The organism is Pseudomonas sp. W2Jun17 (genome assembly GCF_023127795.1).
In the GTDB taxonomy this organism is placed as follows: domain Bacteria; phylum Pseudomonadota; class Gammaproteobacteria; order Pseudomonadales; family Pseudomonadaceae; genus Aquipseudomonas; species Aquipseudomonas synxantha_A.
On the sequence record NZ_SPKO01000039.1, the window covers coordinates 61,063 to 72,861 of the forward strand.

Annotated in this window: 12 protein-coding genes and 1 pseudogene; 9 read left to right on the forward strand and 4 right to left on the reverse strand. The window is 61.1% G+C overall.

Annotated elements, in window-relative coordinates; genetic code table 11:
• The first annotated feature begins 47 nt into the window (after nucleotides 1-47).
• Together E4O98_RS25750 and E4O98_RS25755 are read left to right on the forward strand one after the other, a co-directional pair.
• On the forward strand, nucleotides 48-2,231 hold the full coding sequence (locus tag E4O98_RS25750) for a PAS domain S-box protein (RefSeq protein ID WP_248136599.1): 2,184 nt from the start codon (nucleotides 48-50) through the stop codon (nucleotides 2,229-2,231).
• Nucleotides 2,228-2,590, forward strand: a complete 363-nt coding sequence (locus tag E4O98_RS25755) for a response regulator (protein WP_248130747.1) — start codon at nucleotides 2,228-2,230, stop codon at nucleotides 2,588-2,590. Before E4O98_RS25750 ends, E4O98_RS25755 begins: the two co-directional genes overlap by 4 nt.
• Here E4O98_RS25755 and E4O98_RS25760 read toward each other — a convergent pair.
• On the reverse strand, nucleotides 2,587-3,375 hold the full coding sequence (locus tag E4O98_RS25760; RefSeq protein ID WP_248136600.1) for a helix-turn-helix transcriptional regulator: 789 nt from the start codon (nucleotides 3,373-3,375) through the stop codon (nucleotides 2,587-2,589). The two genes, E4O98_RS25755 and E4O98_RS25760, sit on opposite strands and share 4 nt — an antisense overlap.
• A 147-nt stretch (nucleotides 3,376-3,522) precedes the next feature.
• Between E4O98_RS25760 and E4O98_RS25765 the strand changes: the two genes are divergently transcribed.
• The 7 genes and pseudogenes from E4O98_RS25765 (at nucleotide 3,523) to E4O98_RS25795 (ending at nucleotide 10,551) form a co-directional block, all read left to right on the forward strand.
• Nucleotides 3,523-3,711 carry a DUF1656 domain-containing protein gene (locus E4O98_RS25765; protein WP_032876622.1) on the forward strand — a complete coding sequence of 63 codons (189 nt, stop codon included), beginning with the start codon at nucleotides 3,523-3,525 and terminating at the stop codon, nucleotides 3,709-3,711.
• 12 nt (nucleotides 3,712-3,723) lie between these two features.
• The gene (locus tag E4O98_RS25770) at nucleotides 3,724-4,632 is read left to right on the forward strand and encodes an HlyD family secretion protein (RefSeq protein WP_032876619.1); all 909 of its coding nucleotides are present in this window, start codon (nucleotides 3,724-3,726) and stop codon (nucleotides 4,630-4,632) included.
• Nucleotides 4,632-6,587 carry an FUSC family protein gene (locus E4O98_RS25775; protein ID WP_248136660.1) on the forward strand — a complete coding sequence of 652 codons (1,956 nt, stop codon included), beginning with the start codon at nucleotides 4,632-4,634 and terminating at the stop codon, nucleotides 6,585-6,587. Before E4O98_RS25770 ends, E4O98_RS25775 begins: the two co-directional genes overlap by 1 nt.
• A 61-nt stretch (nucleotides 6,588-6,648) precedes the next feature.
• A complete protein-coding gene (gcvA, locus tag E4O98_RS25780; RefSeq protein ID WP_248136601.1) occupies nucleotides 6,649-7,554 on the forward strand; it encodes a transcriptional regulator GcvA in 906 nt (301 codons plus the stop codon).
• A gap of 75 nt (nucleotides 7,555-7,629) precedes the next feature.
• The gene (locus tag E4O98_RS25785; protein WP_032876610.1) at nucleotides 7,630-8,457 is read left to right on the forward strand and encodes a DMT family transporter; all 828 of its coding nucleotides are present in this window, start codon (nucleotides 7,630-7,632) and stop codon (nucleotides 8,455-8,457) included.
• Between the two features lie 29 nt (nucleotides 8,458-8,486).
• Nucleotides 8,487-8,695: pseudogene (locus E4O98_RS25790) on the forward strand (SDR family NAD(P)-dependent oxidoreductase); the annotation flags it as partial.
• Between the two features lie 347 nt (nucleotides 8,696-9,042).
• Nucleotides 9,043-10,551: a sensor domain-containing diguanylate cyclase gene (locus E4O98_RS25795; RefSeq protein ID WP_248136602.1), complete on the forward strand. Its 1,509-nt coding sequence runs from the start codon at nucleotides 9,043-9,045 to the stop codon at nucleotides 10,549-10,551.
• 15 nt (nucleotides 10,552-10,566) lie between these two features.
• Here the strand turns inward: E4O98_RS25795 and E4O98_RS25800 are convergent, their stop codons facing one another.
• The 3 genes from E4O98_RS25800 to E4O98_RS25810 form a co-directional block, all read right to left on the reverse strand.
• Entirely contained in the window at nucleotides 10,567-10,716 is a 150-nt protein-coding gene (locus E4O98_RS25800) for a hypothetical protein (RefSeq protein WP_198287281.1), read from the reverse strand.
• Between the two features lie 177 nt (nucleotides 10,717-10,893).
• A complete protein-coding gene (locus E4O98_RS25805) occupies nucleotides 10,894-11,343 on the reverse strand; it encodes an N-acetyltransferase (protein ID WP_248136604.1) in 450 nt (149 codons plus the stop codon).
• The gene (locus E4O98_RS25810) at nucleotides 11,340-11,789 is read right to left on the reverse strand and encodes a helix-turn-helix domain-containing protein (protein WP_148854123.1); all 450 of its coding nucleotides are present in this window, start codon (nucleotides 11,787-11,789) and stop codon (nucleotides 11,340-11,342) included. The genes E4O98_RS25805 and E4O98_RS25810 overlap by 4 nt, the downstream gene beginning before the upstream one ends.
• Between the last annotated feature and the right edge of the window lie 10 nt (nucleotides 11,790-11,799).

Sequence of the window (11,799 nt, forward strand, 5' to 3'; positions counted from 1 at the left end):
GGCAATAGCAGTCGCGTTTTTCAACACAGGTGCATTGAGGATCAAGTATGTTGAATGTTGACCAGCCCCCCACAACCACACGCGAACCCAGTGAATACGAGAGCCTGGTCGCGATGGGGACTCACTTGCTCGATGTGATTCCGGGGGCAATTTACCTCTGTGACCGCGACGGGTGGCTCGTCAGGTTCAACAGCGAAGCGGTTAGTTTGTGGGGACGAACACCAGCCCTCGGTAAGCATGGCGACCGCTATTGCGGCTCATATCGACTTTATACGACAGACGGCGCTCCATTGGCGGTCGACGAATGTCCGATGGCGTCGACGCTCAACGCTGGCCTGTGTGCGCGTAACCAGGAAGTCTTGATCGAGCGCCCTGACGGATCTCGATTCGTAGCGCTCATGAATGTCCGCACGCTTAGCGATCGCCATGGACGAATCCAGGGCGCGATCAATTGCTTTCAGGACGTCTCGGCGCACCACGCAATAGCCGAGGAGCTGCGACGCAAAAGTTCCGACCTCGAAGACTTTTTCGAAAACAGCGCCGTGGGCCTGCATATTGTCAGCGGCGAAGGCATTATCCTGCGCGCCAATAAAGCCGAGTTATCGCTGCTGGGCTATTGCGCGGACGAATACATCGGCCGTCACATCACTGAATTTCATGTGGATGAACCGGTCATCGGCGACATCCTCCATAAACTCGGCAGCGGCGATTGCCTGAACAGCTACCCGGCGCGCCTGCGGGCCAAGGACGGCAGCATCAGGCACGTAGCGATTACCTCGAATGGGCGATTCGAAGACGGCAAGTTCTTCAACACACGTTGCTTCACGATTGACGTGACCCGCGTGCACGACGCCGAAACCGGGCGCCAGGAGAGCGATGACCGGCTGGCGGCGACCTACGAGGCGGCGACCATCGGCATTGCCGAGGCTGGCGAGGACGGTCGCCTGCTGCGGGTCAACGATGCCCTTTGCACCATGCTCGGGCGCCCTCGTGAGCAATTGCTGGCGATGACCTTCCTGGACTACACCCACCCAGACAGTGTCGAGCAGGACGCGGCGTTATACGCACGACAGGTGGCGGGTGAACTGGACAACTACGTGTTGCGCAAACGCGCGTTCAAGCTCGATGGCCAGGCGCTTTATCTGGATGTTCATAGCTCGTCGGTCAGGGCGCCGGATGGCCGATTCCGCTATGGTGTGCGGGTCATTCAGGACGTCACGCTGGCCCGAAAAATGGAAAACCGCGTGCGTGAAAGCGAGCGGCACATGCGCGATCTGCTCGAGGCGCTGCCGGCAGCGGTCTACACCACCGACGCCGAAGGGCGTATCACTTTTTATAATCGTGCGGCCGTCGAGTTGTCGGGGCGCACGCCGCAACTGGGCGACCTGTGGTGTGTCACCTGGAAACTGTTCAACACCGACGGCTCTTTTCTGCCTCACGACCAATGCCCGATGGCCGTGGCACTCAAGGAAAACCGCGCCATACGCGGCGTCGAGGCCGTCGCCGAGCGTCCGGATGGCACCCGCGTGTCTTTCACGCCGTATCCGACCCCGCTGCACGATGCCGATGGCAATCTGATCGGCGCGATCAACATGCTTGTGGATATCACCGAGCGAAAGCAAGCCGAAGACCGACAAAAGAACTTGATCGATGAACTCAATCATCGGGTCAAGAACACTCTGGCCACGGTCCAGTCCCTGGCGTCCCAGACCGCGCGTAACGCGCAGGATGCCAAGGACGGCTACACCCGGTTCGAAGCCCGATTGCTCGCCTTGTCGCGTGCCCATGACCTGCTGACGAAGCGGCATTGGGGCCTTACGCCGCTGGGAGTGCTGGCCCAGGAAGTGTTGGTGCCGGTGTTTGGCCATGATTCCGGTCGCGTGGTGATTGCCGGTGATGCCATCGAGGTCGACACCCGCGTCGCCCTGAACCTGACCATGACACTTAACGAACTGGCGATCAACGCCCTCAAATACGGAGCGATGTCCACCGACACCGGGACACTCTCGGTGAGCTGGAGCGTGCGACCCCAGCCCAGCGGCGCGCTGCTCACCGTGGACTGGCGCGAACAAGGCGGGCCTTCGGTATCCACGCCGGAGCGCGAAGGCTTGGGGTCGCGGTTGATGAAGCGCTGTATCGAGCGTGATCTAGGCGGTTCGTTCGAACTCGACTTCGCCCCTGAGGGCGTTCACTGCCGCTTCTCGTTTATGCTCGCTGAGAACCAGACATGACCACGTTCCCAGGCACCAGAGTGCTTCTGGTTGAAGACGAGGGCACCATCGCCATGTTGATCGAGGAAATGCTCGAAGACCTGGAGTGCACCGTAGTCGCCTCCGTGGCCCAACTCGCCAAGGCGATACACGTGGCAGGGGTGGTGGATGTCGACTTGGCGATCCTCGACGTGAACCTGGCTGGAGAATACGTCTTCCCAGTGGCGCGGATTCTGCGCGCACGCCACATTCCGTTTTTGTTCAGTACGGGCTACGGCGGCAGTGGCCTGCCGGAAGAGTTCAGGGGCTGTCCGGTGTTGCATAAGCCATTTGCGGAAAAGGATCTTCGGTTGAAAATTGCGCTGACGCTGGAGTCTTAGGTAACACCCACGGTGTTGCGCAGGTAACGGGCCGGTGAGGTGCCCAGGGTTTTACGAAACATCGTGATGAACGAGCTGACTGACTCGTAGCCGAGCGCTTCAGCGGTTCTCTGCACTGATTGCCCTTCGGCCAGGCTTTGCAGGGCGACGATGATCTGCCATTGCTTGCGCCATTGTCCGAAGGTCAGGCCGGTTTCGGCTTTTACCAGGCGGGCCAGCGAGCGTTCGCTCATGGCCACGTGGCGTGCCCAGTTTGCCATGGTGGCGCGGTTGGCGGGATCTTGCGCCAGGGCCCGGGCGATGGTACGCAACGGGTTCGAGGCGGGTAGAGGCAGGTAGAGTTGTTCGGTGGGGGCCAGTTCAAGCGCTTCGAGCAGTACGTGGGCCAATCGAGCAGTGCGTGAATCGGCCGGGTAATCCTGAGCCTGGCCGCTCAGGTGCAGGATCAGCTCAAGGATCAATGGCGACAGCGCCAAGGTACAGCAGCGATCCGGCAGCGATGCAGCGCCGGGCTCCACGAACAGAAAACACACCTGCCCGTTGGCTGTCACGCGGTTGCTATGGGCGACGCCCCCCGGGATCCACACGCCGAACCCTGACGGCACCATCCACACGCCATCTTCCACCGTACACACAATGCCACCGCAACACGCCACCACCAGTTGCCCCTTGCGGTGCTTGTGTACGGCAGACTCGCTGTCGTTGCGCTGGGGTTCCAGCATCAGCGCTACGGCGGGCTGGGAAAGGGTGTCGTACTCAAACTGATCGACTTGGATCTGTGTCATGCAAGGTCATCCAGGGTTGTCCGGATTTGATTATATTTTGGCAGTGTACTCAATATCGGCAGTGGCAGTAATTCCCTAGCATCACCTACAAGCCTTGCCTTCCTTGGGCGGGCGACTGCTAGAACCTTCCGAATCCCGGTGCTTGCCATGCTTAGCGAAATCTCGATTGCCAACCTCTACTTTCCGCCCTTGTTGATCTACCTCGGTGCGTCCCTCCTGGCCTACCGGCTGATCGAACGTCTGGCCGGTCGCTGGCTGGACCGAGCGTGGCACCCGGCGCTGGCGCGTTTTTTTGTCTCGCTCATCGTCGTGTCGACGATGGTCGTCCATTGCTGAGCGAGGCCGCGCATGTCTATCGTCAAACTGCTTAAAACTGCCGCCACCGTGGGGCTTGGCGTGCTGGCCCTGGTGTTTTGCCTGCAACTCTGGCGGGCATACGTGCTGGCGCCCTGGACGCGGGATGGGCGGGTGAGTGCACAGGTGATCCGCATTGCGCCCGAGGTGTCCGGCCAAATCGATCAGTTATGGGTCAGTGACAACCAATGGGTGGCAAAGGGTGCTTTGCTCTATCGGATTGATACGCGTGCTTATCGATTGACCCAGCAGCAGCGCGCAGCGCAATTCGCAGAAGCGCGGAGTGTGTTCGAGCAGCGCAGTGCGCAGTTCAAGCGGCGCGCGCAACTGGGCGGCGCCATCGCCCGGGAAGAGATCGACAACGCGGCGCGTGACTTGGCCGTGGCCCAAGCACGTTTGGACGCGGCACGCAGCCAGTTGGCCCAGGCCCAGCTCGACCTTGACCGCACGACTGTGCGTTCGCCAGTGGACGGCTACGTCACGCAACTGCGGTTGCAGCCCGGTGACTATGCGCAGGCGGGTGCTACCAACCTGTTCGTGGTCGACGCTCATAGTTTCTGGATCACGGGCTATTTTGAAGAGACCAAGCTGCCGGGTGTACTCATCGGCGCACCGGTGTCGATCAAGCTGATGGGCTTTGACCCGCTGCTGGAAGGCCACGTGGCAAGCCTGGGCAGAGGCATTGCCGACACCAATGAGTTGCGCAACGACAGCGGCTTGCCCCAGGTGAGCCCGACCTTCAGTTGGATTCGTCTGGCCCAGCGAGTGCCCGTGCGCATCGAGTTGGACAAGGTGCCGGACGGGGTAGAGTTGGCGGCGGGCATGACCGCCAGTGTCGAAGTGACGCAGCCGGGCGCCGCAGCGCGCTGGCGACTCACCCAATGGCTGCAGGCGTTCATGTGATGACTGGCCTGGCGACACGCTTTTTCGCGGCGATCCCTCGGCCCTGGACGTCCGCCACGCTTGCCTACGTGCTGCGCAGTATCCTGGCGGCAAGCCTGGCACTCTGGCTTGGTTTCCAACTGCATCTGGATTCGCCATTCTCGGGTGCGTCCACGGTGTTGTTGCTGGTGCAGCCCATCCAAGGGGCAGTGCGAGGCAAGGGTGTGTACCGGATGCTGGGCACCCTGGTCGGCATGGTCGCAGCCTTTGTGCTGATGGGGCTGTTCGCGCAACAGATGCTGTTGTTCATACTGGGCGTCGGTATATGGCTGGGCCTGTGCGTCGGTGCAATGACGGTTTTGCGTCATTACCAGGCCACCGCGGCAGTGGTGGCGGGCTATACGGTGTGTTTGGCGCTGGGCCCTGCCATCGTCGCCCCGGAACAGGGCTTCGACCACATCATCACTCGTGGCACGGCGGTAGCGCTCGGCGTGCTCAGCTTGAGCCTGGTAGCGACGCTGTTCAGCGCCAAGACCATGGCGCATAAAGTTCGAAGCTCGCTGATCGACGCCTGTGCGCGCAGCGCCCGGCTGCTCGCGGCAAGCCTTGTGGGTGAAGAGCCTGCGCAGCTGGCGATGCAACGGCACCAGCTCGCGATCGATATCAGCAAGGTGGACGACCAGCTTGGGCTCGGCCGTGGCGAATCGTCGCTGATCCGCTCGCGGCAGCTGGCGATTCAGGCCGGCCTGGCGCATCTGCAGTCGGCTGTGCTCGACGTGCACCCGGACGACCCCGACCCCGCAATCGACCCCGCGTTGCGCGCCCGCATAAGCACAGGCTTGCAGCAACTGAGTGAATGCCTGGCGCAGGCTCGCTGCGACTTTCGCGCCGCGGCCGCGACACTGGAGCAACTGCGTCGCTGGGTGGATGATTGCGCCCACTCAAGCCCACACCTGCGGTTGCGCAGCGAACGCTTGGACGACCAATTGGCGGACTTGGGCGAGGCCCTGTTGAACTTCGCCAGCCTCGACCAGGCTCGCCGCGCACCGGTACGCGCCGTGGGGTATCACCGCCATTACGCGGATGCGGCGCGAAACGGCATCCGGGCACTGCTCGCCATACTGAGTGTGGGTGCGATCTGGTATTTCAGCGGCTGGGATCAAGGGCCCACATTACTGGCGGTGCTGGGGCCGTACTGCAGCCTGGTGGCGACAGCTGCCGCGCCAGCCCAAGGTATCAACGGTTTTATCCGCGGCACGCTCTACGCGATTGTGGCGGCGGCGCTGTGCAAATTCCTGTTGATGCCACAGATCAACGGCTTCCCTCTGTTGTTGCTGGTCATGGCAGGCTTCTGGTCGTTCGGCATCCATGCCACGAGCCAGCCGCGCCATGCCCTGCAAGGGGTTGCCTACCTGATCGGCTTCAACACCTTGGTTAGCACCGGCATGACCGCCACCTACGATTTCGTCGGTTTCGCCAACCAGGCGCTGGCCTGGATCGTGGCGATGATTGTGTGCCTCCTGGCGTTTCAGATCCTGCCCAAAGATCCAGCCAGGCAGGTACGCGCATTGACACGTGCGCTGCACCGGCACACACGCCTGCTGCTACGCCAGGCAAATACAATCGATCATGCTCAATGGCAAGCGGAGCAACAACACCGGTTAGTTACGTTGAAGAGTTTGCTTGGCGCTGATCACCCGCACGCTGACCCGGCGGGCTACTTGTCGCTGCAACTGAGCAAGCAATTGAATCGGCTACAGCGCAAAGCCAGCGGTGTTGATCCGGCATCTCCCGTGGCCCGATGCGTGCAAAGCGGTGCGCGGCGGGTTGCACGATATGCCCATCATCCCGCGATCGGCGCCGCACAGGCGCGGCGCACATCCCGGTCGTTGAGCAGGCTTGGTGCGCCTCATCTGGCGAGCGGTTATCAGAACCTGGCGCGGCTGCTGGAGCAATACGCGAACCTGGTGCTTTAGGGCTAACATGAGTCAATGCTCATGCTCAGCGCTTACTGCTAACTCGCCGGACACCCTATCTATGAGAGATCTGCCGCCCACCGCGACCTTGCGCGCCTTCGAAGCCGCCACTCGCCACCCGACCTTTACCGCGGCCGCGCAGGAGTTGCATGTTACTCAGAGCGCGGTCAGCCACCAGCTCAAGCACCTGGAAGCGCTGTGGGGCCTGGCGTTGTTCGAGCGTGGCCAGTCGTTACGCCTGACCCCGGCGGGGGCTACCCTGGCGCCCATCGTGCGCGAATTCTTCATGAGCCTGGAGGCGACCCTGGCCGACCTGCGCGAGCAAAAGGGCAGGGTACGGCTCAAGGTCAGCACCACTTATTCCTTTGCCTTGAAATGGCTGCTGCCACGCTTGCCGAACCTCGCCCGCCAGCACCCCGAGCTGCTGGTTGCGCTGGACACCACGGACGACGTCATCCACTTTTCCGACGCCCAAGCGGATGTCGCGGTCCGGCTGGGCAAGGGGAATTACCCGGGCCTGTATTCGGAGTTTTTGTTCGGCGAGCAGGTGTTTCCCGTGGCCAGCCCCGAACTGTTGCGGCGCCTTGGCACCCCGGGCAGCCCCGCCCATTTATTGGACTTCCCGCTGCTGGCCCGCGATGGCGCCGAGCTGGCACCGAAATGGGAGGTCTGGTTTCAAGCCGAGGGGCTGGCCTTTACGCCGCTCAGGGAAAGCGTCAGGTTTGGCGACACCAACATGACCGTCGAGGCGGCCCTGCTCGGCCATGGCATCGCGTTGGTGCGCAGCGGGCATGTGGAGCAGGAAATCAGCGATGGCCGCCTGGTGCGCCTGTTCGATGTGCCGTTCCCGTCACCGCTTGCCTACTATTTTGTGTGCCCCAAGGGCATCGAAACCCAGCCGCATATCTTCAGCTTTCGTCAATGGCTGATGAGCGAGGCGCTGAAAGTACAACGGGCGGATCAATGAGGTATGAGTATCTGTTCATGCTGTGATGAGCAGACTTCGCTGTAAGCCGGGGCCTTGGCTTGCCTAAGATGGCCCATGCCTACTCATATCATCTTCCTGGTGCTGTTCGCCGCCCTGCTTCATGCCAGCTGGAACGCGCTATTGCGTGGTGGTGCCGACCGGCTATGGTCGATGACTGTCATGTGCATGGCCATTGCCTTCACCAGTCTCATCGCCGCTACGTTCATGGTGACGCCGGCGATTGAGAGCTGGGGCTATGGGGTGCTTTCGGCGTTGCTGCATGTCGGTTACAACCTGTTCCTGGTGCGCAGCTACCGGGTGGGCGACCTGGGGCAGATCTATCCGATTTCCCGGGGCTCGTCGCCGGCGCTGATCACCCTGGGGGCTGCGGTATTTGCCGGGGAACGCATTGCGCCCGTCGAGTTGCTGGGGATTGCACTGGTGTCAGGCGCGATTATTTCCTTGGCTTTCAGCGGGCGTCGGTTGTCGGTTCCCAGCCTGCCTTATGCGCTGGGAACGGGCTGTTTCATCGCAGCCTACAGCGTTGTCGACGGCATTGGCGCCAGGCTCTCCGGCGCGCCGCTGGCCTATACCGTATGGATGTGCGCGTTGTGGGGCGTGATGATGCCAGCGGTGTACATCGGCCTGCGCGATGCCCGCAGTTTATTAAGCCTGCGCCCCGGTACCTTGGCCGCAGTGGTCGGCGGGCTGGTGTCTTTGCTGGCCTATGCAATTGTGATCTACGCGATGAACGAAGCGCCGTTGGGCGCGGTATCGGCATTGCGCGAAACCAGCGTGTTGTTCGCGATGTTGATTGGCTACTTTTTTCTTGGCGAAACCCTTACCGCGCGCAGGGTCCTGGCGTGCGTGGTGATCGCCGGCGGCACCCTCATCATCGGCTGATACAGCCATCTCCCAAGGAGGTATTTTCAATGGTTGACGTCTCGCAGGCACCGCTGATCCTGATCACCGGTGGCAGTCGTGGAGTGGGTGCCGCGACCGCCCGGCCATCGACCGCAGGTTCGGGCGCCTCGACGTACTGGTCAATAATACCGGCGTGCTGACGACTCAGTCGCGTCTGGAGGACCTGAGCCTGGAGCGCATGCAGCGCATCTTCGCGGTCAACGCCATCGGCCCGATGCCCGTGTGGTTAAAGGTGAGCACTGGTAGAACGGTGCCCGGCCCTGGAGGTTGCTTGCACTGGCCCTGAAGCATCGGTTGTTTCACTTGAGGCGAGTGTGGCAGAGGTTGAAGGCGCGATAGATGATCTTGAGCAGGCGCTGTTGAGTTTTCAGCAGGGTGGGGCGTGAGCCGTATGGTCTGGTTCAAGCCGAGGCGAGGCTGTTGGTGTAGGAAATTTCTGTGGGTGCTATTGCTGCAGTGCAAGCAGAGTGCTTGTATGCTTGCGCCCAGAAACCGGTGGCCTCTGTAAGTGCCGACGTTCGAATGATGGCTGGACTGGAAACCGGACTTCCTTAAGGTGCTGACGTGAAGCGCGATACCCGCCTTGTGATGCTTTTGCTGTTGGTGATTGGTTGCTCCCTGACCTCGTTGACGATCTGGAAGGTTCTGTCTTCGCGTGAGCGCGCGCTGGCGGAAGTGGATGTGCATGGTTTGAACCTGACCCAGGCACTCAATACCTATACCGAAGGTATCGTCCGGCAAAGCGCGCTGTTGTTGCTGGGCCTGGTCGAGCGCCTCGAAACCGAAGGCAGTGGCCCGGTGCAAATCGAGCGTATCCATGCGCTGATCAACCGCCAGCAGCCGCTGATGCCGCAGCTCAGTGGCATCACGGTGTATGACCGTCAGGGCGGCTGGTTGATGTCCTCCAACCGGCGGATTCCAGAGGGGGCCAATAGCAGCGATCGCGCCTATTTCATTCATCATCGTGACGATCCGAGCCCCGAGCCGTTCATTGGCCCACCGATTCAGAGCCGTGCCAATCAGGAATGGGTGGTTACCGTCAGCCGCCGATTCAATGATGCATCGGGCAATTTTGCCGGGGTGGTCGCGGTGACGCTGGGGGTGGAAAACTTTCTGCGCGTGTTCGGTAAGCTTGACGTTGGCCAGGAGGGTGCCATCGGCTTGTCCTACACCGACGGCACGTTGCTGGTGCGCTATCCCTTCCGTGAACAGGACATGGGGCGCAATTTTTCCAAGTCGCCTATCTATGCCAAGTATTTCGATCAGCCTTTCGGCACCACCGCGCATACCTCCAGCCTGGATGGTGTGGAGCGGCTATATGCCTTTCGCAAAAGCGAAACGCTGCCGCTGATTACCACCGTCGCGCTGGGCAAGCATGAAGCCCTCGCGGCGTGGCGCACCGAGGCGGCACTGTCGGCAGTCGTGGTGGCGGGCTTGTTGGGGCTGACCGGGCTGATCGGCTGGTTCCTGATTCTGGATATTCGCCGGCGAACCGCGGCGGAAGAGGCGCTGCGCGTCGCCCAGCAACAGTTGCTCGATTCCAATCGGCAATTGGCGTTCCTGGCGATGAAGGACGCGTTGACCGGTTTGGCGAACCGCCGTTGTTTCGATGAAACACTGGCCCTGGAAGCACGCCGGGCGCAGCGTGAAGGTACGTCGCTGGCGTTGCTGATGATCGATATCGACCATTTCAAACGCTACAACGATGCCTTCGGTCACGTGGTCGGCGACACTTGCTTGCAGAGGGTCAGCAGGCTATTGGAACGATGCGCGCGACGACCGTCAGACCTGGTGGCGCGTTATGGCGGTGAGGAAATGGCGATCATCATGCCCGGCACCGACAGCGAAGGCGCGGCGGTGGTCGCGCAACGAATCCTTGAGTCGCTGCAGCACGAAAACATCACGCACCCAGGCAGCCCGTTCGGTTACGTCAGTGTGAGTATCGGCATTGCCACGGGCACGGGTTCGCGTCTGGAGCCGGCGCTCGGATTGATCGAGGCGGCTGATCAGGCGCTTTACTCGGCGAAGGCTGCGGGACGCAATGGATTTTCCCTGCACGCCACGGGGCATTGATTGTCTGCTCTAACCTCACATCCCCAGCGTCGGAATCATCACTTCACCACACTCCATGAGTTGGCCCGCCGTCACTTCCAACTGCGCAGTGGGCTTGGCCGCATAGCCAGCGATGAAGCCGGCGCTTAGCAGTACAAGGTATAGGGCGGCTTTTCTCAGAATCATGCGCGCAGTTCTCAAATTAGGTCGCAAGGGAAATGCACAGATTGTGTATTCAAGAAAAGGTTCCTGAACAAGGCGTCACACCGTTAGCTGATCGCCAATAGGCAAGCGCCGAACACGCATGCCGGTGGCCGCCGCAAGGGCATTTCAACTCCTCGCCGATGCGCCGGGTTGGAGTAATCAGGGCAGTGGGTCAAATAATCCATCAGGCGCCCAGCCCATCACTGTTTCAAGGTGACCTGTGTGTTCGTCCCGTTGCTCTCTGAGTGCGATAAAACCGTGCTTCTTGTAGAAGTCAAGGCTGGGAACATTCTGCGAATACACGCTCAGTTGAAGTGAGGTTCTGGCTGCCTGCGCGTCCTTGAGCAATTGTGTACCGATACCATTGCCCTGATGCTCAGGTGCGACAAACAGCGCCGCCAGGGTGTCTTCATATACGCAACTGAAGCCCAGCACTTTCCCGTCGGCTTCAAACACACGGGTCACGGCGCTGGGCAGGTAGACCTCGCGCATGGCGCCCAGTTGGTCATGCCAGAAGGTGGGGTCGATAAAGTGGTGGGCCAGGATGGACGCGTGCAGCCAAATATCCAGGACGGGTTCCAGGTCGGCAGGTTGAAAGTGGCGAATCATAGTGCCTCAGTGTTTGAGTGAGCAGGCCGAACCCTGGCGAGGCCAGCGCCGCCGCGCTTGAAGGTTCCTGCTGCTGCGATGGTGAGTAGGCGGCGAAAAGTCGGGCATTGTGCGTGGTTGGGGGCAGGGCAGGCGGCCGCATGGCGCAAGCCCCGGCTCATCGCCTGCAGGTGTTTGACCGTGGCATCAATCTCGTCGGCCTTGGACAGCAGCACCGCTCTATCCACATTGGCCTGGCCATTGGGTGACAGCATGGCGTGTATCTCGTCCAGCGACAGGCCACCCGCCTGCCCGAGGGCGATGACCGCCAACTGCTCAACGACCGCTGCTGCGAAATGACGGCGAGCACCGGGCGGGCTGGTCGATGTAATCAACCCCTTCTTTTCATAAAAACGCAGCGTATGGGCAGGAATGCCCGTGCGTTTGACGACCTCGGTGATATCCATTGGCAGACCA